This is a genomic window from Streptomyces sp. AHU1, assembly GCF_045343905.1.
Taxonomy (GTDB): Bacteria; Actinomycetota; Actinomycetes; order Streptomycetales; family Streptomycetaceae; genus Streptomyces; species Streptomyces triticiradicis.
In genome coordinates this window covers 4175254-4200258 of record NZ_CP174283.1, presented here as the reverse complement: position 1 = coordinate 4200258, position 25005 = coordinate 4175254, and the positions used below count along the sequence as shown (strand labels likewise).

Here is a 25005-nt window from a genome sequence, read left to right as displayed (position 1 = left end):
CCCGGCCGGACGCCACGACGGCGGGGCCCCGCAACTCCTGTTGCGGGGCCCCGCCGTCGTGGGTGCCGCGCGTGGGCGGCTCCCGAGAGGCCGGAAGGGTGCGGGGGCGCGGTCTCTAGCGGCCCAGGGCCGCGAGCTCCTTCGCCGCCTCGGTGAGGTCCTTGGCGGTGTCGATGGCACGCCAGTAGGCGCCCTGCGGGATCGGGAAACCGGACAGCCGGCGTTCGCGGGCCAGGCGCGGGAACGTGGTGCGCTCGTGGTCACCGCGCTCGGGGAGCATGTCGGTGAACTCGGGGGAGAAGACGTAGACGCCCGCGTTGATCTCGAACGTGGAGGGCGGGGCCTCGATGAAGTCCGTGATGTGACCGAAGCCGTCCGTCTTGACGGCGCCCCACGGGATGCGCGGACGGGCCAGCGCGAGTGTGGCGACGGCGTCGCGCTCGGTGTGGAAGTCCGCCATGTCGCGCAGCGAGAAACGGGTCCAGATGTCACCGTTCGTCGCGTACCAGGGGAGGTCGGGGTGCGGCAGGTGCGCGGCGGCGTACTTGAGGCCGCCGCCGCGGCCGAGGGGCTCCGTCTCGACGACCGTCGTGACGTTCAGCGGGAGGTCGGCCGAGTCCAGCCACTTCTGCAGGACGCCGGCGAGGTGGCCGCAGGAGACGACGACGTCGGTCACGCCCTCTTCGGCGAGCCAGGTCAGCTGATGGCCGATGATCGGTGTCCCGGTGCCGGGGATCTCGACCATCGGCTTGGGCCGGTCGTCGGTGTAGGGGCGCAGCCGGGAACCCTGGCCGCCGGCCAGGACGACGGCTTGGACGGGACGCGACGCGGCGTTCGGATCGGTCATGTCCGAACTGTACGTGGCGCTCTCCGCGCGCGGGTTTCCCGCGGCGACCGCCCCTCGGCCGGCTGTCGCCGGAGAGCGTCGGGCGGCCGTGAAGGGCCGTGCCCCTCGGAGAGCCGTGGTCTCCGAGGGGCGCCGGGGCGCGGCCCGGGTACGGACCCGGGCGCGGTGGCCTCAGAGGTGGCCGGCCGCGACCCCCGAGGCGAACGCCGTGTCGCAGACGGGCCGGGCGAAGGACTGGGCGCGCGTCGGCCCGTACGCGCGGACCGCGGCGCGGCCCAGGGAGCGGGCGATGGAGGCGCAGTGCTTCGCGAGCGACGGGCGGCCGTTCACGGCCTGTTGGAGGTGGGTGAGGGCCACGCCCGGGTTCTTCTCCTGCAGCTCCAGGAGCAGCTTGTCGCGCAGGACGTCCTGCGGGGCGCGGGAGACGGCCCGCGTCGAGACCTCCTCGGAGGACGCGGTGAGCACCGAGCTCGAGGGATTCCCCGACCAGTTGACTTGGGTGACCGCGAGGGTCCCGGAGAGCACCAGGACGACAGGCAGAACGAGGGCGAGGGTGCGGCCGATCTGGCGGGCCGGGCCACGGCCGCGCCGGGGCCGCTGGTTAGTGGTGGAGTGCTTCACGCGAGTGAGGGTAGCGCGGGGTGATGATTTGGCGACATTTAGTCACCGGTTCGAGGGATGGGTGAACGGGCTTTTCAGGGTGGCGTGTTGACGTTCGGGGATCGTACGGGGATCGAAATGCCCGGTCTGCCGGGGTATTTGGCGACAGCGAAGAGGGCCCCGCGGCTTACCGCGGGGCCCTCTTCGTCAACCTGGGTGAATTCACCCCTTACGGGGGGATGCGCTCCCGCCCGGATGACGCGGACGTCAGTCGGACAGGCGCTCGCCCGTCGAGGTGGAGAACACGTGGATCTCGCCCGGACGCGGCACGACGTGCAGCGTGGCGCCCTTGTCCGGGACGGCACGGCCGCTGACGCGGACGACGAGGTCCTTGTGCTCGTCGCCGACCTTGACGGAGCCGTAGACGTAACCGTCGGCGCCGAGCTCCTCGACGACGTTCACGGAGACGGCCAGGCCCGCCGGGGCGTCCTCGGTGTCCTTCGACAGCGACTTCGCGGCCTCGCCGTTGTGCTCGACGACGTCGAAGTGCTCGGGGCGCACGCCGACGGTGACCGTGCGGTCGCCCTTGTCGGCGGCGGCCGTGAGGGCCTCGCGGTTGACCGGGACGACGCTGTTGCCGAACTTCACGCCGCCGTCGGTGATCGGGACCTCGATCAGGTTCATGGCGGGGGAGCCGATGAAGCCGGCGACGAAGAGGTTGGCCGGGCGGTCGTACATGTTGCGCGGCGAGTCGACCTGCTGGAGCAGACCGTCCTTGAGCACGGCCACGCGGTCGCCCATGGTCATGGCCTCGACCTGGTCGTGGGTGACGTACACCGTGGTGATGCCGAGGCGGCGCTGGAGCGAGGCGATCTGCGTACGCGTCGACACGCGGAGCTTGGCGTCCAGGTTCGACAGCGGCTCGTCCATGAGGAAGACCTGGGGCTCGCGCACGATGGCGCGGCCCATGGCGACGCGCTGGCGCTGACCGCCGGAGAGGGCCTTCGGCTTGCGGCCGAGGTACTCGGTGAGGTCGAGGATCTTCGCCGCGTCCTCGACCTTCTGGCGGATCTCGGCCTTGTTGACGCCGGCGATCTTGAGCGCGAAGCCCATGTTGTCGGCGACGGTCATGTGCGGGTAGAGCGCGTAGTTCTGGAACACCATCGCGATGTCCCGGTCCTTGGGCGGCAGGTGCGTGACGTCGCGGTCGCCGATGCGGATGGCGCCGCCGTTGACGTCCTCGAGCCCCGCGAGCATGCGGAGCGAGGTGGACTTGCCGCAGCCGGAGGGACCGACGAGGACGAGGAACTCGCCGTCCGCGATGTCGATCTCAAGGGCGTCGACGGCGGGCTTCTCGGAACCCGGGTAGATCCGGGTCGCCTTGTCGAACGAGACAGTGGCCATGGTGATGGGCCCCCTTCACCGGCAGGAACGTGCCGGACGATCCGTTGTAAACGGGGTGATCCACTATGGAGACGTCCATAGTGGTGTAGTCCATACGAGTGAACTGGGTCAGGACGCTACCTGGCGTTCATGTGTTCTGTCAGCACCCCGGAGCCTGTGAAGTTCGCGGAAACTCTCGACAGGTCACCGCCGTGACGTGGGTACACTGCACGGGCACGCACGCCTCGCGCGCGGCAGGCCTCCTTAGCTCAGATGGCCAGAGCAACGCACTTGTAATGCGTAGGTCGTCGGTTCGAATCCGACAGGGGGCTCAGCGGAAAGCCCAGCTCAGATGGTCTCTGGGCTGGGCTTTTGCGTTCAGCGGACGCGACGGCGGCGCGCGGCGCGGGCCGCACGGCTGTCGAGGTTCTCAGTTGCGGTCCCAGTGGGGGACCTGTGGCGCGGGCGGGAAGGTGTTCTCCCGTGGCGGCGCATCGAGTCTTTCGAGAAGCGAGAGAGCCTCCTCGCGTATCGCTGCGTTCGACTGGTCTGCGTGGCCGAATGATCTCCATGCCCATGCCTATTCAGGACCGTGTCCGGGACGTGGTGGACGCCGGTCGTGCGGGTGGCGGCTATTGACGCCTTCTCTGTATGCGCAACCCAACACGGGGCGACGAGGCTGAGGGCTCAGTGCTCCAGCGGAAATATAGAAGTCCCGCTGGAGCAATAGGGCGATATTTCCTGATCGGGGCTGAAAATTGAGGAATGGCCGGCTGGTGACCAGTGCATCTACGGTGTCACAACAGGAGCCGGGGTTGGGTAAACCCTTGAACGAAGTTGAACATGTTCTTCCATTTGTCGATCGGCTGTGATCTCCGACTCAATGGCCTGCGCTTTGAGCGGTATGAGATATTTTCTCTAATTGGGAGAGTGTGCTGAAGAAGCGTCCGCTTGCCAAAGTTCGGCATTTCGGGGATGATCCGCGAAGAAAAGCAGAGCATTTTATGAAGGGTGTGCGATGAGGCGAATGAGCCGAAAGACTCTACTTGTGGGCGCTGTTAGCGCGGCAATGATTACTCTTGCTGCCTCCCCCGCCTCGGCTGGGACGAGCTCGGACGTGTCCCACGCCGTTGCTGATGCGAGCAGCAATTGCGTGTATGGCGGGGAGGGAAAGTTCTATAACGTAGGGGACGTCTTCGAGATTGAAGACACCTGTGCTGACGGGCATTCAGCCGTCCTGGAGGCGGACGCCGAACCTTTCCAGTCGGCCAACCAGTACGACAAGCTCTTCTGGGCCTCGGGCGGAAGCGGAACCAGCGGCGATGCGAGCTGGAACGTTCCTGAGGGGCACCAAGTGACTGTCAGGGCATGCTTGGGGGAAAAGTCGACCGGCAAAATATTCAACTGTGGCCCTTGGGTATTCGGGCGGGCGTGACGTTCTCGGTTCGATTTTGAATGCGATGGATCCCCTCGGTCGCGAGTGACCTGAAGCGGGTGAGTCGCGGGTGGAGTGGGCGACATTGGGAAAACTCGCGTGCCCCTTCTTGCTGTGCTCTTCAGGAGACAGTGGTCCCGGTTGCGGTCTAGTCCTTGCGCCAATCCATCGGTGTCCGCGGTCTCCACTCGTGCCCGGAGATATCTCTGGGCAATGATTTGGGCAACCCTGCGGACGCGCTTTGAAACCCTCGGACCAAGATTCGACGACTCGTGATGCGTGGGTCGTCGGTTCGCATCCGGCAGGGGACTCGGCTCGAAGGCCCGGTTCGGACGGTGTCCGAGCCGGGCCTTCGAGCCTCAGCCGCGCTTCCCGAGGGACTCCAGCGCCCCGTCCGTCAGCCGGTACACCGTCCACTCGTCCTGCGGGCGCGCGCCGAGCGACTCGTAGAAGCCGATCGCGGGCTTGTTCCAGTTCAGGACGGACCACTCCAGGCGCTGGTAGCCGCGCTCGACGCAGATCCGCGCGAGTTCCGTGAGCAGCGCCCTGCCGTGGCCGCCGCCGCGCGCCGAGGGGCGTACGTACAGGTCCTCCAGGTAGATGCCGTGGACGCCGCGCCAGGTCGAGAAGTTCAGGAACCACACCGAGAAGCCGACTGGTTCGCCCGTGGTGTCGTCCTGCGCGATGTGCGCGTACGCGGCCGGGTTCTCCCCGAACAGCGCCTCGTGCAGCTGTTCCGGTGTCGCCCGCGCCTCCTCCAGGGCTTTCTCGTACTCGGCGAGTTCACGGACCAGGGAGTGGATGACGGGGACGTCGTCGGGGGTCGCGATACGGATCATGCGCCGAGACTAGGGGGCCGCGCGGCCGCCCGTACGGCCGGGCCCGGGCCGCCGTCGTGCCGGAAGCTCCCCGGCGCGGGCGGATCGTCCGGAATGCCGATCGCGTATAAGGGACACTACCGGCATGGATGAGGCGGGTCATGCGCGGTGAGCGGTTCTTCCACAGGGTGTGGACGTATGTGCGCGGCGCGCCGGGCACGTACATCTGGCTGACGATTCTCTTCGTCACCACCGTGGCCCTGCACCACATGTCCCCGGATTTCGAAGAGGACTTCCTGCGGCAGCGCTCGACGAACATCCACGAACTGTCGAACAATCCGGTGCGGGTGCTGTTCGCGAGCGCGATGTGGATCGACGGCGGGCACTGGATCCCGTACGCCGTCCTCTACACCGCCTTCCAGGCGCCGGTCGAACGCTGGCTGGGAACGGCCCGCTGGCTCGCGGTCAACGCGACCGCGCACGTCCTGTCGACGCTGGTCAGCGAGGGTGCGCTGCTCTGGGCGATCAAGCGCGGCATGGCACCGCACTCCGCGGTCGACACCCTCGACGTCGGGGTGAGCTACGCGCTGGCGGGAGTGGTCGGCGTGCTCACCTACCGGATCGCGGCGCCCTGGCGCTATCTGTATCTGGTGGCCGTCCTGGCGGTGTACGGGATTCCCTTCGTGACCGGGCGGACCTTCACCGATCTCGGGCATTTCACCTCCGTTCTCCTCGGTCTGGCCTGTTATCCGTTGACCCGGGGGCGCGGAAAAGCATGGAATCCGAAGGAGACAACCGGCACTTTCCGGAGTTAACGTCCGGCTATGAGCAGCTCGGCGGGCAATGTCGTGAACGGTGGCGTCTCCTTCTGGTACGCGGACGACGGCCTGCCCGCGCCCCGGGAGCCGCTGCCTGGGGACGCGACCGCCGACGTCGTCGTGGTCGGCGGCGGTTACACGGGACTGTGGACCGCGTACTACCTGAAGAAGGCGGACCCCTCCCTGCGCGTCACCGTCCTGGAGCAGAAGTTCTGCGGCTACGGCGCCTCGGGGCGCAACGGGGGCTGGCTCTACAACGGCATCGCGGGCCGCGACCGGTACGCGCGGCTGCACGGCAAGGAGGCGGCCGGGCGCCTCCAGCGGGCCATGAACGACACCGTGGACGAGGTCGTCCGGGTGGCCGCCGAGGAGGGGATCGAGGCCGACATCCACCGGGGCGGCGTCCTGGAGGTGGCGTACACGCCCGCCCAGCTGGCGCGGCTCAAGGCCTTCCACGCACACGAGCTGTCGTACGGCGAGGAGGACCGCGAGTTGTACGGCGCGAAGGAGACCGCCGAGCGGATCCGGGTCGCGGACGCGGTGGGCTCGACGTGGACCCCGCACGGGGCCCGGCTGCACCCGGTGAAGCTGGTCAAGGGCCTTGCCGCAACCGTCGAGGCGCTCGGCGTCACGATCCACGAGCAGACGCCGGTGACCGAGATCCGGCCCCGGCACGCGGTGACCCCGTACGGCACCGTCCGCGCCCCCTACGTCCTGCGCTGCACCGAGGGCTTCACCGCGAACATCAAGGGCCAGCGGCGGACCTGGCTGCCGATGAACTCCTCCATGATCGCGACGGAGCCGCTGACGGACGGCCAGTGGGCGGAGATCGGCTGGGAGGGCCGCGAGACGCTCGGCGACATGGCCCACGCGTACATGTACGCCCAGCGCACCGCCGACGGCCGCATCGCGCTCGGCGGCCGCGGGGTCCCGTACCGCTTCGGCTCGCGCACCGACAACGACGGCCGCACCCAGCAGTCCACCGTCGACGCCCTGTACGAGATCCTCGTCCGGCTCTTCCCGTCGCTGACCGGCGTCCGGATCGCCCACGCCTGGTCGGGCGTCCTCGGCGTCCCGCGCGACTGGTGCGCCACCGTGACCCTGGACCGCTCCACGGGGCTCGGCTGGGCCGGCGGCTACGTCGGCTCCGGCGTCGCCACCACGAACCTCGCCGCCCGGACCCTGCGCGACCTCGTCCGCCAGGACTCCGGAGAAGCGGGCGCGACCGGGCTGACCGCCCTGCCCTGGGTCGGACACGAGGTCCGCAAGTGGGAACCGGAGCCCTTCCGCTGGATCGGCGTCCACGGCATGTACGCGACCTACCGCACGGCCGACCGCCGCGAGACGGCCACCCACAGCCCGGAGTCGTCCCGGCTGGCCCGGATCGCCGACCGGGTCGCGGGCCGCCACTGACCCCGGCGTCAGCCCACCGACTCCGGGACCGCCGAACCCGTCGGCGCGTGCTTGGGTGCCTTGGCCGTCACCATGAGGCCCGCCACCAGGCCGGCCAGGAGCATGATCCCCGCGGCCCACCAGATGGCCACGGTGTAGCCGTGGACCGTGCCCTCGCGGACGACCAGCGCCTTCTGCGCGGGATCGCGGAGGTGCGCGGTGATGTAGGCGGCGCTGCTGGTGGTGGCGATGGTGTTCAGCAGCGCCGTGCCGATCGAACCGCCGACCTGCTGCGAGGTGTTGACCGTCGCCGAGGTCACGCCCGCGTCCTGCGGGGCGACCCCCGCGGTGGCGGTGGCGAAGACCGGCATGAAGGTCAGGCCCATGCCGAGGCCCAGCAGGAGCAGACCGGGCAGCAGCTCGCCCGCGTAGTCGGAGTCCACGGTGAGCTGGGTGAAGAACAGCATGCCGCCGGCGGCCAGGACCATGCCCGGGACCATCAGCACGCGCGGGGCCACGCGGGGCAGCAGCCGCGCCGAGATCTGCGTCGAACCGATGATGATGGCGACGGTCAGCGGCAGGAAGGCGAGCCCCGTCTTCAGCGGCGAGTACCTGAGGACGACCTGGAGGTAGTAGGTCATGAACAGGAACACGCCGAACATGCCGATGACGGCGAGCCCCATCGTCAGGAAGCAGCCGGCGCGGTTGCGGTCCTTGACGATGTGCAGCGGCAGGAGCGGGCTCGGCGCCCTGTTCTGCCACCACACGAACACCACCAGCAGCGCCACCCCGCCCGCGAGGAGGCCCAGCACCAGCGGGTCCGACCAGCCGCGCGACTCCGCCTCGCTGAACCCGTAGACGATCGCCACCAGCCCGCCGCAGCCCAGCACCGCGCCCGGCACGTCCAGCCGGACGTTCTTGTGGCCGGGACGGTCCCGCAGGAGTCCGAACGCGCCGAAGACCGCGATGACGGCGATGGGGATGTTGACGTACAGGCACCAGCGCCAGTTCAGGTACTCCGTCAGCAGGCCGCCCACGATGAAGCCGATCGCCGCGCCCGAGCCCGCCAGCGCGCCGTAGATGCCGAACGCCTTGCCGCGCTCCTTGGGATCGGTGAAGGTCGTGGTCAGCAGGGACAGCGCCGAGGGCGCGAGCAGGGCGGCGAAGGCGCCCTGGAGGGCGCGGGCGCCGAACAGCATGCCGGACGTGGTGGCCGCGCCGCCGAGGCCCGACGCCACCGCGAAGCCGATCAGGCCGATGACGAAGGTGCGTTTGCGCCCGACGAGGTCGGCGACGCGGCCGCCGAGCAGCAGCAGGCCGCCGAAGGCCAGCGTGTAGGCCGTGATGACCCACTGCCGGTTGCCGTCCGACATGCCGAGGTCCCGCTGAGCGGACGGGAGCGCGATGTTCACGATCGTCGCGTCCAGCACCACCATCAGCTGGGCGAGCGCGATGACCACCAGCGCCCACCAGCGATGCGGATCGGGACCCACCGGCGCGTCGGGTTCACCTGTCCGGGTGACACTCATTCGCCCAGAAGACCATGGAACGGAACGGGTCGCATCTTCGGGCGATTCCGCCTCGTGGGGCGCGTTCCGCCGGCGCGTGGTCATGGTTCCAGCACCACCTTCCCGATCGTGGCCCTGTCCTCCAGGGCCCGGTGCGCCGAGGCCGCCTCGGCGAGGGGGAAACGGGTCACGGCCGGGACGAGCCAGCCGGCCGCCGCCTCGGTCAGGGCCCGCAGTTCCAGGGTCCGCACGGGGTCGGGTCCGCCCGCCCTGCGCATCATCACGGGGCCGAGCACCTGCTCGGACACCCCTTCCACGAGGTACGGGGAGCCGTCGCGCACGCCCGCCCCGGACCAGCCGAAGACGACGTGCCGGCCGCCGGGGCCGAGCAGTGCGACGGCCTCCCGGGCCACGTTGCCGCCGACGCCGTCGAGCACGACCGTCGCCGCCCGGCCGCCGAGGTGCGCGCGGACCTTCTCCGGCCAGCCGGGATCGGTGTAGTCGACGGCCGGATCAGCGCCGTTCGCACGGGCCCGCGCCACCTTCTCCGGGCCGCCCGCCAGGCCCACCACGGTCGCGCCCGCGTTGCGCGCGTACTGCACGAGGAGCGTGCCGATGCCTCCCGCGGCCGCGGGGACGACGACCACGGAGGAGGGGCCGAACTCGGCGAACTGCACGATCCCCATGGCCGTGCGGCCCGACCCGATCATGGCGACGGCCTGGGCGAAGTCGAGGTTCCCGGGGATCTCGTGGAGGCGCTCGACGTCCGTGACGGCCAGTTCGGCGTAGCCCCCGGGGGCGAAACCGAGGTGGGCGACGACGCGCCTGCCGAGCCAGGGCCCGGCGACGCCCTCGCCGAGGGACTCGACGGTCCCGGCGACCTCGCGGCCGGGGACGGTCGGCAGGACGGGCGGGGGCACCGGGCCGCCCGTCATGCCCTCGCGCAGGGCGGTGTCCAGGAGGTGGACGCCCGCGGCGGCCACGGCGATCCGGACCTGGCCGGGGCCCGGCTCGGGGTCCTCGGTCCGCTCGTGGACGAGATTCCCGGCGGGACCGAAGGCGTGCAGACGGATCGCGTACATCGGGGCTCCTCGGGGTCGGTGGGACCGGCAGGGACGGCGAGGCCGGTGGAACATCCACTCTTCGACCTCAAGCGCGCTTGAGGTCAAGACGCTCCCGGACGCACGGGGCCGGTGCCGGGTGTCAGTGGGGGCGGGCAGGATGGGGGCATGGCGAGGAGAGTGGCGGGCGGGCGCGTCGGGACGGGTGCGAAGGCGCCGGGGGCCGGGGTGAGGGCGGCGCGGCGGCCGGAGCTGCGGCTGCCCCCGCTGGAGCCGTACGACGGCGCGGAGCTGGAGCCGGACGGTGACTACGACGGCCTGGAGTTCCGGGAAGCGGACCTCGCCGGGCAGGACGGCGGGGGAGCCCGCTTCATGGACTGCGCGCTGACGGGCTGCGCGCTGGACGAGACCCGGCTGCACCGCGCGCGCGTGCTGGACTCGGTCCTCACCGGCGTCCGGGGGGTCGGCACCGACCTGGCCGAGTCGACGCTGCGCGACGTCGAGCTGGTCGACGCCCGTCTCGGCGGGACGCGGCTGCACGGTTCCGTCCTGGAGCGGGTGGTCGTGCGCGGCGGGAAGATCGACTATCTGAATCTGCGCGAGGCGAGACTCAAGGACGTCGTCTTCGAGGGCTGTGTCCTGGTCGAACCGGACTTCGGGGGCGCCCGCCTGGAGCGGGTGGAGTTCGTGGACTGCGTCCTGAAGGGAGCGGACCTCACCGGGGCCGCCCTCGTGGACGTGGACCTGCGCGCGGCGGCGGAGCTGGACATCGCCCGGGGCGTGGAGCGGCTCGCGGGCGCGGTCGTCAGCACCCACCAGCTCCTGGACCTGGCACCGGTGCTGGCGGCCGCGCTGGGGATACGGGTGGACGGCGGCGCGGAAGGGGCCTGAGCCCCGCCCGCCTCCTCAGGAGACGCGGGGGAAGCGGGCCTGGAGCGTCCAGACCGCCGGGTTCTCGGCGAGGTCCTCGTGCAGGTCGGTGAGGTCCGCGAGCAGGTCGTGCAGGAAGTCGCGGGCCTCGCGGCGCAGCTCGGTGTGGGAGAAGGTCAGCGGCTCCTCGTCGCCCGGCATCCAGTCGGCCTCGATGTCCACCCAGCCGAAGCGGCGCTCGAAGAGCATGCGGTCGGTCGACTCGGTGAAGTCGAGCTCCGCCTGCTGGGGGCGGGAGGCCCGGCTGCCGAGCGGATCGCGGTCGAGCTGCTCGACGATGTCGCACAGCGCCCACGCGAAGTCGAGCACCGGCACCCAGCCCCAGCCCGTGGACACCTCGCGGTCCGTCTTCGTGTCGGCGAGGTAGACGTCGCCGCAGAACAGGTCGTGCCGCAGCGAGCGGACGTCCGCGCGGCGGTAGTCGGTCTGCGGGGGGTCGGGGAAGCGGTTGGAGAGGGCGTAGCCGATGTCGAGCACGAGGTGATGGTGTCACGCCGGGGGCGTCCGCCTCCCGGCCGGCCGCGTGAGGCGGCTCCGGGCCGGGCGGAGGGCACCGCGGCGGCGGTTTCCGGCCGTGCCGACGGCGCCGGGGCGGCGGTTTCCGGCCGTACCAGGGGCTTCGGGCCCGCGGGTGGCCACCGCGGCCCCGCGGGCGGGGGAGCGGCGGCCTAGGATCGCGGATGTGCCCCGATCTTCCGTCACCGTCCCCTTTGCCCTGGCCCTCGCGCTGGTCGCCGGGCTCACCGCCTGCGGCGGGGACGACGTGCACGGGAAACCCGGCGCGGCCGGTGTCGGCGACCCCTACTTCCCGAAGATGGGCAACGGCGGGTACGACGTCACCCACTACGGACTCACCCTGTCCTACGACCCCCGGGACAAGCGGCTGACGGGGACGGCCGAGATCACCGCGCGGGCCCTGCAGGACCTCAGCGCCTTCCGCCTCGATCTGCTGGGACTGCACGTCACCGACGTCACCGTCGAGGGCCGCGACGCCGGCTGGAGCCGGGCGGGCCAGGAACTGACCGTGCGCCCGCACGACGACCTCGACAAGGGGGAGACGTTCAGCGCGACCGTCCGCTACTCCGGCACCCCCCGGACGATCACCGACGCCGACGGCTCGGAGGAGGGCTGGCTGCGCACGGCCGACGGCGCCCTGGGCCTCGGGGAGCCCACGGGGTCGATGGCCTGGTTCCCCGGCGACCACCATCCCTCCGACAAGGCGTCGTACGACGTCAGGATCACCGTGCCGAAGGGCCTCCAGGCCGTCTCCAACGGTGAGTTGACGAGCGAGTCGACCAGAAACGGCCGTACGACGTACGTCTGGCACACCGCCCAGCCGATGGCGAGCTATGTGGCGACGCTCGCGATCGGCACGTACGACATCACCCGCTCGACGGCCGGGCACGGGCTCCCGGTCTACGTGGCGGTGGACCCGACCCAGAAGCGGGCGAGCAAGAAGGTGCTGGGGAAGATCCCCGAGGTCATGGACTGGGAGGAGTACAACTTCGGCCCGTACCCCTTCTCCTCCACCGGGGCGATCGTGGACCGTCCCGACGACGCGGGCTACGCACTGGAGACCCAGACCCGCCCCGTCTTCCCCGGCGCTCCCGGTACCGCGACCCTGGTCCACGAACTCGCCCACCAGTGGTTCGGCGACTCGGTCACCCCGAAGTCCTGGCGGGACATGTGGCTCAACGAGGGCTTCGCCACCTACGCGGAGTGGCTGTGGAAGGAGGACCACGGCGGCGACTCGGCCGAGAAGATCTTCAACTCCCTCTACAGGGGCGACTACTACGAACCCGTCGACAGCGACGAGATCTGGGCCTTCCCGCCCGCGGACCCGCCCGGTGCCGCGCAGATCTCCGACCCGCCCGTCTACTACCGCGGCGCGATGGTCGTCCACAAGATCCGTCAACTGGTGGGCGACGACACCTTCTACGACATCGTCCAGGGCTGGACCGCCGCCCGCCGCCACGCGAACGCGGACACGGCCGACTTCACCGCGTACGTCGAGAAGGCCGCGCCGGACAAGGACTTCAGCGGGATCTGGAAGGACTGGCTGTACGGGAAGGGCAGACCGGCCCACCCGTGAGCCGCGCACGAGAGGAGCCCCCGGTGAACCGAAGTCCGGGGGCTCTTCTCGTCATGCGTGCGCGCGGGTCCGTCAGACGTTGACGCCGAAGTCCTGCGCGATGCCCACCAGGCCCGAGGCGTAGCCCTGGCCGACCGCGCGGAACTTCCACTCCGCGCCGTTGCGGTAGAGCTCGCCGAAGACCATGGCGGTCTCGGTGGCCGCGTCCTCGGAGAGGTCGTAGCGGGCGATCTCGGCGCCGCCGGCCTGGTTGATGATGCGGATGTAGGCGTTGCGGACCTGGCCGAAGTTCTGCGAGCGGTTCTCCGCGTCGTAGATGGAGACCGGGAAGACGATCTTGTCGATGTCGGCCGGGAGACCCGCCAGGTTGACGTTGATGGCCTCGTCGTCGCCGGCGCCCTCACCCGTGCGGTTGTCACCGGTGTGGACGATGGTGTTGTCCGGGGTCTGCTTGTTGTTGAAGAACACGAAGTGGGCGTCCGAGTACACCTTGCCCTGGGTGTTCACCGCGATGGCCGAGGCGTCGAGGTCGAAGTCGGTGCCCGTGGTGGTGCGGACGTCCCAGCCGAGGCCCACGGTGACGGCGGTCAGGCCCGGAGCCTCCTTGGTGAGCGAGACGTTGCCACCCTTGGACAGGCTTACAGCCATTGTTGGGAGTCCCTTCCCTCGTGACGTACGGGCTTCGTACCGGTGACGAAGCTACCGTCACCCCTATGAACGCCAAGGGGGGTACCCGAGGTTCCGCCGGTCTTTACCTTTTTTACCCGGACTCCCCTCCTTCACCCCGACGGGCGCCGACTTCACCCCGACGGGCGCCGAAAAACGGGTGACGCGAACCGGTCGTGCACGCGACCATGAACACATGTCCGGTCCCTATGTCATCCGTGGCTCCGTCTCCCTGCCCGAGGCCGAGCTCATGTGGCGTTTCTCGCGCTCCGGCGGTCCGGGCGGGCAGCACGTGAACACCAGCGACTCGCAGGTCGAACTCCGCTTCGACCTCGCGAACACCGAGGCGCTGCCGCCCGTGTGGAAGGAGCGCGCCCTGGAGAAACTGGCGGGGCGGCTCGTCGACGGGGTCGTCAGCGTCCGGTCCTCCGAGCATCGCTCCCAGTGGCGCAACCGCGAGACGGCGGCCGTGCGGCTGGCCTCCCTCCTCGCCGAGGCCACCGCGCCCCCGCCCCGGCCGCGCCGCCCCACCCGCATCCCCCGGGGCATCAACGAACGCCGGCTGCGCGAGAAGAAGGCCCGCTCCGAGACCAAGCGCGGCCGCACGGGCCGCGACTGGGGCTGACCCCGCGGCCTGACCCCGGCCTGCCCCCGGCCGCCTCAGCCCAGCTGCCGGTAGCGGCCCTTGAAGTACGTCAGGGGCCCGCCGTCCGCGCTCGGCACCCGGGCCGTCAGGACGCGGCCGATGACGAGGGTGTGGTCCCCGGCGGGGATCCGCTGCTCGGTGCTGCACTCCAGGGTGGCCAGGGCGCCGCCCACCAGGAGCGCTCCGGACGCCTCGCCGCGGGCGCAGGGGATGTCCTCGAAGAGGAGCCGGTCGCTGATGCGGCCCTTCATGGAGAAGCGGCCGGCGATGTGGCGCTGGCTCTCCGCGAGCACGGAGACGCCCCACAGCGGCTGCTCGTCGAGCAGGTCGTCCATCCGGGACCCCTCGCGCAGGCTGACCAGGACGAGCGGCGGGTTCAGGGAGACGGACACGAACGACGTCGCGGTCATGCCGACGTCCTCGCCGCGCGGCCCGTCCGGGGCCAGCGCGGGCTCGTGCGCGGTCACCAGGACCACGCCCGCGGCCAGCCGGGTCATGGCGGCGCGGAACTCGTCGTTGCTCACCCCCTCAGCATGCACGGACGAGGTGACGGGAAGAGCGCTGGAAGTCGTGAGCATGCCGAAACGCTAATCTCCGCCCCGGGGGTGTCACATCGGACCTCGGCCCGAACCGGGACCTAGGTCCGGGGGCGGAGAGGGGCGGCCGTACCCTCGTCCGTACTCGCCCGACGGTCACAGAAGTGCACAGGTTCCTCACAGCCGTCGAATAATGCGTTCGGCAAACGCATACTGAAATGCAGAAACTCCACTCCATTGTTCAGGTTTCCCTGTGACTTGAGTCACAGGAGCCATATTTTGTTGACCCTGTGTACCGAGTGGGGAGCGCGCTGTGATTCAGTGGCGGAGGCGTTACACGGGGGAAGCTACCAAGCAATACGGCGTGAAGGGGTCCACGAGGAGCGCCGAGCAGTCAGCACGGAACCGAAAGCACCCAGTACGCCGAGAGAACCCTGGAGTTGCTGCGAGGTCTCGAGGGGAGGGCGAATGGAGACCGAGTCGGAGCCCTATGTCCGTCTTGCGACCCTGCGGCAGCTGCACCAGGTGATGGCGGACATGAACACCGCCCGCAGCCTGGCCGACACGCTGCAGACCGTCGCCGACGGCGTGGTCACCGGGCTCGGCTACGAGCTGGCGTGCGTCAACCTCGTGCGCCCCGACGGCGACCTCGTCGCCGCCGCTCTCGCCGGCAATCCCGCAGCCGAGGCCCTCATCACCGGCCGCGTCGGCTCCCGCGCCTCCTGGGACCGTCGGCTCACCATGGGCGAGGCCTGGGGCGACCTGCGGTTCATACCGCACACCGAGGGCTGGGTCCTCGACGAGGACGACGTACCGCAGTGGTACACCGACGGCCCCGCGCCCCGCTTCGAGGACGAGTGGCACCCCTCCGACCGCCTCTTCGCGCCGATGTACACCCCGAACGTCTCCGGCGCCGGCGGCCGCGGCGAGCTGATCGGCGTGCTGTCGGTCGACCGGCCGCGCAACGGCCGCAGGCCGGGCGCCTGGGGCCGTGAAGCCCTGCAGATGTACGCCTTCCAGGCCGCCATCGCGATCAGCAACGCGCGTCTACGTGCCAATATGCAGCGCGCCCTGGTCCGCCTCGAGCGCGAGCAGCAGGCCCTGCGCGCCAGTGAGGAATCCTTCCGGCAGGCCTTCGAGTACGCCCCCTCCGGCATGGCGATCGCCGAGATGGGCGGCGACCAGCACGGCCGCATCCTGCGCACCAACGACGCCCTGTGCCGGCTCCTCGGCCGGCCCGCCTCCGCGATGCGCCGCTACTCCTTCTCCGACCTCGTGCACCCCGAGGACATCGGCACCCTGCTGCGGACCTCCGCCGAGGGCGGCCGGGCCGAGCTCAGGCTCGGGCGCCGAGACGGCACCTACGTCTGGGTCCACCTGCGCAACTCCGTCGTCGCGGACGCAGCCGACGGCCCCCGCTTCCTGCTCACCCACGTCGAGGACATAGAGGACCGCAAGCGCCGTGAGCTCCAGCTCGCGCACCGCGCCTCGCACGACGCCCTCACCGGCCTGCCCAACTCCGCCGAGCTGCGCTCCCGGCTCGGCGCCCGGCTCTGCCAGCGTCCGCAGTCCCTGCCGCCCGGCGCGGTCGCCTCGCTGGACGCGGCGTACGGGCACGCGGACTTCGCCGGCGACTACGACTACGACGACAACGGCCACCCCGCCTACGACGGGAACGGGCACGGCTTCGACTTCAGGGCCGACGCCGAGGCGTTCGAGGCCTTCGACCACCATGTGCACACCGTCGCCCCGGAGGGCGAGACGGACGACGGCACCAAGGGGCTCGCGGTGCTCTTCTGCGACCTCGACGGTTTCAAGTCGATCAACGACCGGTTCGGGCACAACGCGGGTGACGAGGTTCTCATCGAGGTCGCCCGCCGCCTCACCCACGGGGTCCGGGACGGCGACACGGTGGCCCGGCTCGGCGGTGACGAGTTCGTGGTGCTCGCCGACGGTCTCGGCCGCGCGGACGCCCAGGACCTCGCCGTACGCCTGCGGAACGCGATCATTCCTCCCATCCGGGTCGACGGACGGGCCGTCCGCGTGGGCGCCAGCTTCGGCATCGGGTGGGCCCACTGCGGGATGACGGCGGACGAAGTGCTGAAATCAGCTGACGAACGGATGTACGTCGAGAAACGTTCTCGTCCCAAACAGCACCGGCGCGCGGGATAAAGCGCAGGTCGGTGCGCCGATGCGGTGAAGGTCCCCCGTTCGGTCCAGTGAAACCGGGTAGGCTCGCCCTTCAGTTCGTGTACCGCATCAGAACCGCACCGCTGAGGAGACCCAAGGGATGACGCCCGGCAACAACGGCGCGAGCACGCCCGAGGAGGACGACCCGTTCGGCTACCTCTACGCCGACGGTCAGGCCAATGGAGCCACGCCGCCCTCCGGGGGCGGTGGCTACGGCTACCCGGGCTCGGTCAACCGGGTGCGGGCGGTCGGTGAGCGCAAGTACGGCCAGCAGACCGCCCCCACCGCCCCGTACGGCCAGGTGCCGCAGCAGGGCGGCTACGGCCAGCCGAACGCCCACTACGGGGCCCCCGAGACCGTTCCCGGCGGCGCGCAGACGGCGCGGACGCCGATGCCCGGTCACGGTGGCGGCGGCGGGCGCGGCCGGGGCCCGAACACCAAGGGCCTGCTGATCGGCGCGATCGCCGTGGTCGCCGCGGTGGTGATCGGCATCGCCATCGCCATGACGGGCGGCGGGGACGACGACAAGGGCGACGACCAGGCGGACGCGACCCCGACGGCCTCCCAGAGCGCGGCCCCGACCCAGGAGGAGACGAAGGGCGCCGACAAGCCCAAGGAGCTCCCCAAGGCCGACGCGAAGGTGCTGAACCTGGGCGACGGCGTGACGACGGCGTCCGACATCCAGGGCGCCAAGGCGGAGGGCGGTGTCTACGTCACCGGGTTCAACCACGTCGGCGCGTCGATCGTCTGGAGCGTCAGCGGCATCGAGAAGGCCGGCAAGTACACGCTGAACGTCAACTACGGAGTCCCCGGCAAGGACGCCAACGCCACCCTCACGGTCAACGGCACGTCCCAGGACCGCCCCCTCAACCTGAAGAACTTCGCCAAGGCGGCGGAGGGCGACGCCGCGAAGGGCTGGACCAACACCTGGGCGAACATCATGCTCAACAAGGGCACGAACACGATCCAGATCTCCTGCGCGGACGGCAACCAGTGCGACGTGAACTTCGACCAGCTCTCGCTGGAGTCCGGGTGGAAGTTGAGCTAGTCCACGGCCGGTAGACGAACGAAGAGGGGCGTCACGACAGTGGTGCTGTCGTGACGCCCCTCCCGTCGTGCTCGTCGTGCCGGGTCGGACCGCCCGGCCCGCGGCCGTCCCGGAGGATCAGATCCAGTTCGTGCAGGAGTTCAGCAGCGTGTCACCCTCGAACCTGGCGACCTGGACGCCCCAGTCGAAGATGCCCGAGCTGTTGACGGCGTACGAGGTCAGGTCGACGCTCGTGTTGTAGCCCTTGGTGTTGGCGTGCCACGGCCAGTTCTTGCGGACGCCGTTGACGTCCTTGGTGATGAGGCGGGCGCGGACGTGGTGGCCGTCGGCCAGCGAGTCGTAGATCGTCATGTCGAAGTCGAGCCGGGTGTCGGCGCCGTAGTAGTCGGAGTAGACGTATCCGTACGCGCCGGTGGTCGAGCATTCGGCCTGCATGGGGTTGGCCTGTGCGGCGTTGGAGGTCGCCACGGTCAGCACGAGGGCTCCCAGGGCGGTGCCGCCGAGCTGAACGGTCCTGCGAAGCTTTGTTTTCGAGAATGACATGCATATGACATTAATCGATCGCGTGAAACATCCGAAACGTGTTTCCCCTCGGCGGCGGGCGCGGACCGGCGCCGTGACTACGCCGCCGACGCCTCGCTCGTCACCGCCACCTGCCCCGCCAGGGCCTCGTACGCCGCACGGTCGAACTCGCCCGCGGCCGGGGCCAGTACGGTCGCCGCGGACAGGGCCACGGCCCGTGCCAGCCGCTCAGGCCACGGCAGGTCCTCGACCAGCCCCGACAGCAGACCCGCGACCGCGGAGTCGCCCGCGCCCGTCGGGTTGCCGTGGACCCGGCGCGGGGGAGCGGCCCGCCAGCGGCCCGCCGCGTTCTCCGCGAGCAGCCCCTCGGCGCCCAGGGAGGCCACGACGGTGTGGGCGCCGCGTCGGCGGGCCGAGCGGGTGGCCTGCGAGGGGTCGTGGGAGCCGGTGAGCTCGGCCAGTTCCTCGGCGTTCGGCTTGACGATGTCGGGGCGGGCCGCGACTCCCCGGCGCAGCGGCTCACCGCTGGTGTCCAGCAGCACCGGGACGGCCGAAGCTCGTGCGGTGCGGACGAGCTGGGCGTAGGCGCCGACCGGGACGCCCGGGGGCAGGCTGCCGCACAGGGCCACCGCCGAGGCGGAGCGCAGCAGCCGCTCGTACGTCTCCTGGAAGGCCGACCACTCGGCGGGGGTTATCGCCGGTCCCGGTTCGTTGAGCTGGGTCGTGTCACCGGTCGTCGTGTCGACGACGGCTATCGTGCGGCGCGTCGAGCCCTGCACCGGGACGAGCGCGTCCACCACCCCGGCCGTCCCGGCGAGCTGGTCCCGCACGGCGCGGCCGGTCGCTCCGCCCGTGAAACCGGTGACCGTCACCTCGTGGCCGAGCGCGGCGAGCACGCGTCCCACGTTCAGGCCCTTGCCGCCCGGGCGTTCGGTCACCTCGCTCACCCGGTGCGTGCCGTGCGGGCGCAGGGCCCGTACGTGATAGGTGATGTCGAGAGCGGTGTTCAGCGTGACCGTGAGGATCACCTGCGACGACCTCCCCCGAAGAGTTCTGTGACATGGGCGCCGGTCGGGCGCCCGCCGGTGGTTCCGGAGGCTCGATCATGCCAAACACAGCGGCGGTCGGCCCAGTCCCCCCGGGCCAACCGCCGCAAGCAACAAAGGTGTGAATCACCCCAGTTGGGGATCGACCACCCATTCTCCCCCGCGCATCACGCCCTTGAGCGCGAAGTCGGCGTCGAGGACCACGAGATCCGCGGCCTTGCCCGGCTCCAGCGAACCCACCCGGTCGTACGCGCCCAGCAGACGGGCGGGGTTGGCGGAGATGGCCGCCACGACGTCCTCGACCGGCAGCCTGTCGACCGTGACGGCACGCTGGAAGGCGCGGTCGAGGGTGAGGGTGGAGCCCGCGATCGAACCGCCCTCCACCAGCCGGGCGACGCCGTCCGCGACCTCGACCTCCAGCGGGCCGAGCATGTAGCGGCCGTCGCCGAAGCCCGCCGCGTCCATCGCGTCGGTGATGAACGCGACCCGGCCGGGACCGGCGTGATGGAACGCCAGCTCCAGCGAGGCGGGGTGCAGATGCGTGCCGTCGTTGATCAGCTCGACGGTGATCCGCTCGTCCTCCAGGAGGGCGGCGATGGGGCCCGGCGCCCGGTGCCCCAGTCCCGGCATCGCGTTGAACAGGTGCGTCGCCACGGTCGCGCCCGCGTCGATGGCCGCCTTCGTCTGCTCGTACGTCGCGTCGGTGTGCCCGATCGCGGCGATCACCCCGTGCTCGGCGAGCAGGCGTACGGAGTCGAGGCCGCCCGGCAGTTCGGGGGCGAGCGTGACCATGCTGGCCCGGCCGCGCGCCGCGTCGAGGAGCTTGCGGACGTCCGCCGGGTCCGGGTCGCGCAGCAGTTCCTCGGAGTGCGCGCCCTTGCGGCACGGCGAGATGAACGGGCCCTCGAAGTGGATGCCCGCGATGTCGCCCTGTTCGGCCAGCTCGGAGAGCATCCCGGCGCGTTCGGCGAGGCCGTGCATGTCGCCGGTGACGGTGGAGGCGACCACGGTCGTGGTGCCGTGCAGCCGGTGGGTGTGGATGCCCCGCAGGACGTCCTCGGCCGTTCCCGAGGTGAAGGACGCGCCGCCGCCGCCGTGGTTGTGGATGTCGACGAAGCCGGGGACCACCCAGTGGCCGGACAGGTCGGTCACGGGCGTGTCCGCGGGGACCGCCCCGGCGGCTCCGGCCGGCCGTGTCTCGGGGGCACCCGCGCCGGAGATCACCGGACCGTCGATGATCACGCGGCCGTCGTGCACGATCCCGGTGGGCAGCACCACCCGGGCGCCGGCGAGAACCTTGCTAGGGGCCATCGGGTGGTTACCTCCGGGGAGTCGTAGAAGTGGTGTTCAGGAGGTCCCGGGCGAGGAGCCCGGCACCGAGGCATCCGGCGGTGTCCCCGAGGGCCGCGGGGACGATGGACGGCAGCTTCTGGAACGTGACGCGTCGCTCGACCGCGGCCCGCAGGGGTGTGAACAAGGTTTCCCCGGCCTCGGCGAGCCCGCCACCGATGATCAGCGTGCGCGGGTCCAGGAGGGTGAGCGCGGTGACCAGGCCGTCGGCGAGCGCGTCGACGGCCTCCTGCCAGACGGCGAGCGCCCTCGGGTCGCCCGACTCGACGGCCTTGGCGCAGTCCGCCGCGTCCGCCCCGGGGTCCCCGGACGCCTCGGCCCAGGCCTGGCTGACGGCCGCCGCGGAGGCGAACCGTTCCAGACAGCCGCGCTGTCCGCACGGGCACGGGGCCCCGCCGGGCCGTACGACGATGTGGCCGATCTCGCCCGCGAAGCCGTGCGCGCCCTCCTCGACGCCGCCGTCGATGCCGATGGCGCCCGCGATCCCGGTGCCCAGCGGCACGAACAGGAAACGGTCCGCCCCCCGCCCGGCGCCGATCCGGCCCTCCGCGAGCCCGCCGGTGCGCACGTCGTGCCCGAGCGCGACGGGCACGCCGCCGAGCCGCTCGCCGAGCAGCCGGCGCAGCGGGACGTCGCGCCAGCCGAGGTTGGCGGCGTAGACCGCGACGCCGTTCCGCGCGTCCACGATGCCGGGGACGGCGACGCCGGCGGCCAGCGCGCTCGTCCCGAAGCGCTCCTCGCCGTACGCGCGCAGCTCGGCGGCGAAGTCGAGGATGTCCTCGACGACGGCGTCGGGTCCGCGCTCACGGCCGGTCGCCCGGCGGGCCTGGTGCAGCAGCGCGGGGTGCCCGGGGGCCCCCGGCCGCGGCGCGTCGGGGCCGTCCGGGGAGGGCTCGGTGTCCACCCCGACGAGGGCGGCCTTCATCCCGGTGCCGCCCACATCGAGGGCGATGACGTGTCTCACGGGGGACAGTGTCGCCCTTTGACCCCGGAAAGGTCTAGTCCACTCGCATGCCGGAGGCCGGGTGCCCGTATTCCGGGACGAGCCGTCCGGAGCGCGGGGAGGGCACCGCCTCCGGAAGGCACCGCTTCCGCCCTCGCTCCCGGTCTCCACCCTTGCTCCCGGTCTCCGTTCTTGCTCCCGGTCTCCGCTCTTGCTCCCGGTCTCCGCTCTTGCTCCCGGTGTCCGCCCTGGCCCCGCTGTTCGTCCGGGTGCCCGTTCCGGTCCCTCGTCCCGGCGGTTGTCGGTGGCGGGGACTACCGTGCTGTCCGTGGCTCCTCCCCTCGTGGACGAGGGGCTTCCCGACCGGCCCCGAGGAGAGAGATGGAAGAGCTGCCCGCGCGCGAGCGGAGCATTCTCGCCCTGGAGCGCCGCGGTTTCTCCGGTCCCGGCGCCAAGGAGCGCGCCATACGCGAACAGCTGGGTCTGGCCCCGGTCCGCTACTACCAGCTGCTCAACGCGCTGCTGAACGACCCGAGGGCCCTGGCGCACGACCCCGTCACGGTGAACAGGCTGCGCAGGGTGCGGGAGGCCCGCCGGGACGAGCGGTGAGGACGGGCGGCGGGATCGGGGCGTTCCGGGCCGCGCGCTCGGGCACGAGTCGGGAGTACGCCCGCGCCCACCCGGATAGGGTCGTTCCATGGGCAGCCACTCCGAATCCCAGGACTCCTTGCCGGACCCGGTGACCCCCGCCGGACGCGACGCTCTGGAAGCGATCCTCACGCGTCCCGCCCGGACGGTCGTCGCACTCGACTTCGACGGAACCCTCGCCCCCATCGTTCCCGACCCCGACCGTGCCCGCGCGCACCCCGACGCGGTCCCCGCGCTCGCCGCGCTGGCCCCCCGGGTCGCCTCCGTCGCCGTGGTCACCGGCCGCCCGGCCGGCGTGGCCGTGCGCCACGGCGGTTTCGCGGGCGTGCCAGGACTGGAGCACCTGGTCGTCCTCGGTCACTACGGCGCCGAGCGCTGGGACGCGGTGAGCGGCACGGTCACCGCGCCCGCCCCGCATCCCGGTGTGGCCGCCGTCCGCGCCGAACTGCCCGGCTTCCTCGACCGGATCGGCGCCTGGCAGGGCACCTGGATCGAGGAGAAGGGCCGGGCGGTCGCCGTGCACACGCGCCGCGCCACCGACCCCCAGGCCGCCTTCGAGGCGCTCCGGGAGCCGCTGGGTGAACTCGCCGCCCGGCACGGTCTGATCGTCGAGCCGGGACGGATGGTCCTGGAGCTGCGTCCGCCCGGGACGGACAAGGGGGTCGCCCTGTCGGAGTACGTCCGGGAGACCGGCGCCGAGGCCGTCCTGTACGCCGGTGACGACCTGGGCGACCTGCCCGCCTTCGCCGCCGTCGACAAGCTCCGCTCCGACGGGGTTCCCGGGCTCCTGGTGTGCAGCGGCAGCTCCGAGGTCGCCGAACTCGCCGAACGTGCCGACCTGGTGGTCGACGGTCCGGCCGGGGTCGTGCGCCTGCTCGCCGCCCTCGCGGCCGCACTCGCCTGAGCCGCCTGCTCGTCACCCGGGCGGGCCGGGGTGGCGGCAGGCTTGTCTCGCCCCCTCCACCCCTGCCCTTCCCGTATCCGGGGGCGCTGCCCCCGGACCCCCGCTCCTCAAACGCCGGAGGGGCTGGATCTTCCCGGCCGGGGCTGAAATCTCCTGCTCAGGAATCCAGTTCGCGCAGTTGGTCCAGGAACCACTGGGCCGGGGGCAGCGCGGTGGCCGCGGCGGCCAGGCGCTTGGTGCGTTCGGCGCGTTCGCCGGGCTGCATCGTGAGTGCCTCGTGCAGCGCCCGCGCCGTCCCGGTCACGTCGTACGGGTTCACCGTGATCGCGTCCTCGCCCAGCTCCTCGTAGGCGCCCGCCTCCCGCGACAGGACCAGCGCGCAGCCCTCGTCGGAGACGACCGGGACCTCCTTGGCGACGAGGTTCATGCCGTCCCTGATGGGGTTGACGAGGGCGACGTCGGCCAGCCGGTAGGCGGCGAGCGAGCGCGCGAAGTCGTCCTTCACGTGCAGCACGACCGGGGCCCAGCCCGGCGTCCCGTAGCGGGAGTTGATCTCGTCGGCGAGCCGCTGCACCTCGGCCGTGTAGTCCCGGTACACCGCGAGGTCCTGCCGCGACGGGTAGGCGAAGGCCACGTGGACCACCCGCTCACGCCACTCGGGGTGGTCGTCGAGCAGCTGCCGGTACGCCAGCAGTCCCCGCACGATGTTCTTGGACAGCTCGGTCCGGTCGACGCGCACGATCGTCCTGCGGCCCGCGCCGATCTCCTCGCGCAGCGCGGCCATCCGCTCCCCGACGTCCGCCCGGCGCGAGCGCTCGCGCAGGAACTCGGCGTCCGCGCCGAGGCCGTGCACGCCGACCCGGGTCTCGCGCACGGGCGGCCGGGCGCCGTCCAGGTGCTCGATCGTCGGGGAGGTGCCCGAGGGCCGGGTGGCGCTGTAGCGGCCGGGTTCGGCCCCCTCCGCGCAGCGCATGAAGGCCGTGGCCCACCGCCAGGTCAGGAAGGCCACCCGGTCCGCTCCGAGCATGCCCGCCATCAGCTCCGCGCGGATGTCGTCGGGGAGCATCCGGAAGTAGTCCTCGGGCGCCCACGGGGTGTGGGAGAAGTGGCCGATGCGCAGGTCGGGGCGGAGTTCGCGGAGCATCCCCGGCACCAGGCACAGGTGGTAGTCCTGGACCAGCACCGCCGCGCCGTCGGCCGCCTCCTCGGCCAGCGCCTCGGCGAAGGCGCGGTTGTAGGCCCGGTACGCCTCCCACCGGCGCCGGAACTCCGCGTCGAAGACCGGCTCCAGCGGGGTCTGGTAGAGCATGTGGTGGACGAACCACAGCACGGAGTTGGCGATGCCGTTGTACGCGTCGGCGTGCGTGTCCGCGTCGATGGCCAGCATCCGTACGCCGTCCTCGTGGACCCCGCGCCGGACCGCCTCCCGGTCGCCGTCGCCGAGCGCGGAGCAGACCCAGAGGGCGCCCGCGTCCGGTCCGATCGCCGAGAGGCCCGAGACGAGGCCGCCGCCGCCGCGTCTGGCGTGCAGCGAGCCGTCCTCCCGTACCTCGTAGGTGACCGGGCCGCGGTTGGAGGCCACCAGGATCCTGTGGGCACCGTGCGTTGAAGCCATGCCTCGA

General features: G+C 71.3%; 23 protein-coding genes and 1 tRNA gene. 10 read left to right on the top strand and 14 right to left on the bottom strand.

Going from position 1 to position 25005, the window contains the following annotated elements:
- Window positions 1–115: 115 nt before the first annotated feature.
- The 3 genes from ACICHK_RS18715 to ACICHK_RS18705 all read right to left on the bottom strand — a co-directional run bounded on the left by ACICHK_RS18715 (window position 116) and on the right by ACICHK_RS18705 (window position 2851).
- Entirely contained in the window at window positions 116–847 is a 732-nt protein-coding gene (locus ACICHK_RS18715; protein ID WP_406837822.1) for an NDP-sugar synthase, read from the bottom strand.
- Window positions 848–1018: 171 nt separating this feature from the next.
- Window positions 1019–1468, bottom strand: coding sequence for a hypothetical protein (locus ACICHK_RS18710; protein WP_151472667.1), 450 nt, complete (start codon window positions 1466–1468; stop codon window positions 1019–1021).
- Between the two features lie 246 nt (window positions 1469–1714).
- The gene (locus tag ACICHK_RS18705) at window positions 1715–2851 is read right to left on the bottom strand and encodes an ABC transporter ATP-binding protein (protein WP_103553231.1); all 1137 of its coding nucleotides are present in this window, start codon (window positions 2849–2851) and stop codon (window positions 1715–1717) included.
- 237 nt (window positions 2852–3088) lie between these two features.
- Between ACICHK_RS18705 and ACICHK_RS18700 the strand changes: the two genes are divergently transcribed.
- Window positions 3089–3162 (top strand) — tRNA-Thr (locus tag ACICHK_RS18700).
- Window positions 3163–4624: 1462 nt separating this feature from the next.
- Here ACICHK_RS18700 and ACICHK_RS18695 read toward each other — a convergent pair.
- Complete coding sequence (locus ACICHK_RS18695) at window positions 4625–5104, bottom strand: N-acetyltransferase family protein (RefSeq protein WP_406837821.1); 480 nt, start codon at window positions 5102–5104, stop codon at window positions 4625–4627.
- A 140-nt stretch (window positions 5105–5244) separates the two neighbouring features.
- On the opposite strand from ACICHK_RS18695, the gene ACICHK_RS18690 reads away from it, so the two are divergent.
- Entirely contained in the window at window positions 5245–5898 is a 654-nt protein-coding gene (locus tag ACICHK_RS18690; protein ID WP_406837820.1) for a rhomboid-like protein, read from the top strand.
- Window positions 5899–5907: 9 nt separating this feature from the next.
- On the top strand, window positions 5908–7314 hold the full coding sequence (locus tag ACICHK_RS18685; protein ID WP_406837819.1) for an NAD(P)/FAD-dependent oxidoreductase: 1407 nt from the start codon (window positions 5908–5910) through the stop codon (window positions 7312–7314).
- Between the two features lie 8 nt (window positions 7315–7322).
- On the opposite strand, the gene ACICHK_RS18680 is transcribed toward ACICHK_RS18685, so the two are convergent.
- Window positions 7323–8822, bottom strand: coding sequence for an MFS transporter (locus ACICHK_RS18680; RefSeq protein WP_406837818.1), 1500 nt, complete (start codon window positions 8820–8822; stop codon window positions 7323–7325).
- A gap of 80 nt (window positions 8823–8902) precedes the next feature.
- The gene (locus ACICHK_RS18675; RefSeq protein ID WP_406837817.1) at window positions 8903–9883 is read right to left on the bottom strand and encodes a zinc-binding dehydrogenase; all 981 of its coding nucleotides are present in this window, start codon (window positions 9881–9883) and stop codon (window positions 8903–8905) included.
- A gap of 147 nt (window positions 9884–10030) precedes the next feature.
- Between ACICHK_RS18675 and ACICHK_RS18670 the strand changes: the two genes are divergently transcribed.
- A complete protein-coding gene (locus tag ACICHK_RS18670; RefSeq protein WP_406837816.1) occupies window positions 10031–10753 on the top strand; it encodes a pentapeptide repeat-containing protein in 723 nt (240 codons plus the stop codon).
- 15 nt (window positions 10754–10768) lie between these two features.
- Here ACICHK_RS18670 and ACICHK_RS18665 read toward each other — a convergent pair whose 3' ends face one another.
- Window positions 10769–11269: a hypothetical protein gene (locus ACICHK_RS18665; protein ID WP_151472661.1), complete on the bottom strand. Its 501-nt coding sequence runs from the start codon at window positions 11267–11269 to the stop codon at window positions 10769–10771.
- Window positions 11270–11474: 205 nt separating this feature from the next.
- Here ACICHK_RS18665 and ACICHK_RS18660 point away from each other — a divergent pair, with 205 nt between their 5' ends.
- The gene (locus tag ACICHK_RS18660) at window positions 11475–12884 is read left to right on the top strand and encodes a M1 family metallopeptidase (RefSeq protein WP_406837815.1); all 1410 of its coding nucleotides are present in this window, start codon (window positions 11475–11477) and stop codon (window positions 12882–12884) included.
- A 72-nt stretch (window positions 12885–12956) separates the two neighbouring features.
- On the opposite strand, the gene ACICHK_RS18655 is transcribed toward ACICHK_RS18660, so the two are convergent.
- Complete coding sequence (locus ACICHK_RS18655; protein WP_037670126.1) at window positions 12957–13532, bottom strand: TerD family protein; 576 nt, start codon at window positions 13530–13532, stop codon at window positions 12957–12959.
- A 214-nt stretch (window positions 13533–13746) separates the two neighbouring features.
- Here ACICHK_RS18655 and arfB point away from each other — a divergent pair, with 214 nt between their 5' ends.
- A complete protein-coding gene (gene arfB / locus ACICHK_RS18650; RefSeq protein WP_151472659.1) occupies window positions 13747–14175 on the top strand; it encodes an alternative ribosome rescue aminoacyl-tRNA hydrolase ArfB in 429 nt (142 codons plus the stop codon).
- A 35-nt stretch (window positions 14176–14210) separates the two neighbouring features.
- On the opposite strand, the gene ACICHK_RS18645 is transcribed toward arfB, so the two are convergent.
- Window positions 14211–14774 (bottom strand): flavin reductase family protein, encoded by a 564-nt coding sequence (locus tag ACICHK_RS18645; protein ID WP_151472658.1) that lies wholly within the window; start codon window positions 14772–14774, stop codon window positions 14211–14213.
- A 426-nt stretch (window positions 14775–15200) separates the two neighbouring features.
- On the opposite strand from ACICHK_RS18645, the gene cdgB reads away from it, so the two are divergent.
- Window positions 15201–16904 (top strand): diguanylate cyclase CdgB, encoded by a 1704-nt coding sequence (cdgB, locus tag ACICHK_RS18640; RefSeq protein WP_406837814.1) that lies wholly within the window; start codon window positions 15201–15203, stop codon window positions 16902–16904.
- 118 nt (window positions 16905–17022) lie between these two features.
- Window positions 17023–17970, top strand: a complete 948-nt coding sequence (locus ACICHK_RS18635; protein ID WP_406837813.1) for a CBM35 domain-containing protein — start codon at window positions 17023–17025, stop codon at window positions 17968–17970.
- 117 nt (window positions 17971–18087) lie between these two features.
- Here ACICHK_RS18635 and ACICHK_RS18630 read toward each other — a convergent pair whose 3' ends face one another.
- The 4 genes from ACICHK_RS18630 to ACICHK_RS18615 form a co-directional block, all read right to left on the bottom strand.
- Window positions 18088–18513: a hypothetical protein gene (locus ACICHK_RS18630; RefSeq protein WP_151469442.1), complete on the bottom strand. Its 426-nt coding sequence runs from the start codon at window positions 18511–18513 to the stop codon at window positions 18088–18090.
- A 77-nt stretch (window positions 18514–18590) separates the two neighbouring features.
- Entirely contained in the window at window positions 18591–19520 is a 930-nt protein-coding gene (locus ACICHK_RS18625) for a 1-phosphofructokinase family hexose kinase (protein ID WP_406837812.1), read from the bottom strand.
- A gap of 144 nt (window positions 19521–19664) precedes the next feature.
- Window positions 19665–20849: an N-acetylglucosamine-6-phosphate deacetylase gene (nagA, locus tag ACICHK_RS18620; protein WP_406837811.1), complete on the bottom strand. Its 1185-nt coding sequence runs from the start codon at window positions 20847–20849 to the stop codon at window positions 19665–19667.
- 7 nt (window positions 20850–20856) lie between these two features.
- Entirely contained in the window at window positions 20857–21852 is a 996-nt protein-coding gene (locus tag ACICHK_RS18615) for an ROK family protein (protein WP_151469439.1), read from the bottom strand.
- 360 nt (window positions 21853–22212) lie between these two features.
- Here ACICHK_RS18615 and ACICHK_RS18610 point away from each other — a divergent pair, with 360 nt between their 5' ends.
- Together ACICHK_RS18610 and otsB are read left to right on the top strand one after the other, a co-directional pair.
- Entirely contained in the window at window positions 22213–22440 is a 228-nt protein-coding gene (locus tag ACICHK_RS18610) for a DUF3263 domain-containing protein (RefSeq protein ID WP_103553249.1), read from the top strand.
- An 88-nt stretch (window positions 22441–22528) separates the two neighbouring features.
- On the top strand, window positions 22529–23383 hold the full coding sequence (gene otsB / locus ACICHK_RS18605; protein ID WP_406837810.1) for a trehalose-phosphatase: 855 nt from the start codon (window positions 22529–22531) through the stop codon (window positions 23381–23383).
- A gap of 157 nt (window positions 23384–23540) precedes the next feature.
- Here the strand turns inward: otsB and ACICHK_RS18600 are convergent, their stop codons facing one another.
- Entirely contained in the window at window positions 23541–24998 is a 1458-nt protein-coding gene (locus tag ACICHK_RS18600) for a trehalose-6-phosphate synthase (RefSeq protein ID WP_406837809.1), read from the bottom strand.
- Between the last annotated feature and the right edge of the window lie 7 nt (window positions 24999–25005).

What these genes read in the sequence shown, in the direction of transcription:
- otsB (WP_406837810.1), top strand. Translation starts at nt 22,529, where the DNA reads ATGGGCAGCCACTCCGAATCCCAGGACTCCTTGCCGGACCCGGTGACC.
- ACICHK_RS18635 (WP_406837813.1), top strand. Translation starts at nt 17,023, where the DNA reads ATGACGCCCGGCAACAACGGCGCGAGCACGCCCGAGGAGGACGACCCG.
- ACICHK_RS18705 (WP_103553231.1), bottom strand. Translation starts at nt 2,851, where the DNA reads ATGGCCACTGTCTCGTTCGACAAGGCGACCCGGATCTACCCGGGTTCC.
- ACICHK_RS18695 (WP_406837821.1), bottom strand. Translation starts at nt 5,104, where the DNA reads ATGATCCGTATCGCGACCCCCGACGACGTCCCCGTCATCCACTCCCTG.
- ACICHK_RS18715 (WP_406837822.1), bottom strand. Translation starts at nt 847, where the DNA reads ATGACCGATCCGAACGCCGCGTCGCGTCCCGTCCAAGCCGTCGTCCTG.
- nagA (WP_406837811.1), bottom strand. Translation starts at nt 20,849, where the DNA reads ATGGCCCCTAGCAAGGTTCTCGCCGGCGCCCGGGTGGTGCTGCCCACC.
- ACICHK_RS18690 (WP_406837820.1), top strand. Translation starts at nt 5,245, where the DNA reads ATGCGCGGTGAGCGGTTCTTCCACAGGGTGTGGACGTATGTGCGCGGC.
- ACICHK_RS18675 (WP_406837817.1), bottom strand. Translation starts at nt 9,883, where the DNA reads ATGTACGCGATCCGTCTGCACGCCTTCGGTCCCGCCGGGAATCTCGTC.
- arfB (WP_151472659.1), top strand. Translation starts at nt 13,747, where the DNA reads ATGTCCGGTCCCTATGTCATCCGTGGCTCCGTCTCCCTGCCCGAGGCC.
- ACICHK_RS18600 (WP_406837809.1), bottom strand. Translation starts at nt 24,998, where the DNA reads ATGGCTTCAACGCACGGTGCCCACAGGATCCTGGTGGCCTCCAACCGC.
- cdgB (WP_406837814.1), top strand. Translation starts at nt 15,201, where the DNA reads ATGGAGACCGAGTCGGAGCCCTATGTCCGTCTTGCGACCCTGCGGCAG.
- ACICHK_RS18630 (WP_151469442.1), bottom strand. Translation starts at nt 18,513, where the DNA reads ATGTCATTCTCGAAAACAAAGCTTCGCAGGACCGTTCAGCTCGGCGGC.
- ACICHK_RS18645 (WP_151472658.1), bottom strand. Translation starts at nt 14,774, where the DNA reads ATGCTCACGACTTCCAGCGCTCTTCCCGTCACCTCGTCCGTGCATGCT.
- ACICHK_RS18655 (WP_037670126.1), bottom strand. Translation starts at nt 13,532, where the DNA reads ATGGCTGTAAGCCTGTCCAAGGGTGGCAACGTCTCGCTCACCAAGGAG.
- ACICHK_RS18670 (WP_406837816.1), top strand. Translation starts at nt 10,031, where the DNA reads ATGGCGAGGAGAGTGGCGGGCGGGCGCGTCGGGACGGGTGCGAAGGCG.
- ACICHK_RS18680 (WP_406837818.1), bottom strand. Translation starts at nt 8,822, where the DNA reads ATGAGTGTCACCCGGACAGGTGAACCCGACGCGCCGGTGGGTCCCGAT.
- ACICHK_RS18610 (WP_103553249.1), top strand. Translation starts at nt 22,213, where the DNA reads ATGGAAGAGCTGCCCGCGCGCGAGCGGAGCATTCTCGCCCTGGAGCGC.
- ACICHK_RS18685 (WP_406837819.1), top strand. Translation starts at nt 5,908, where the DNA reads ATGAGCAGCTCGGCGGGCAATGTCGTGAACGGTGGCGTCTCCTTCTGG.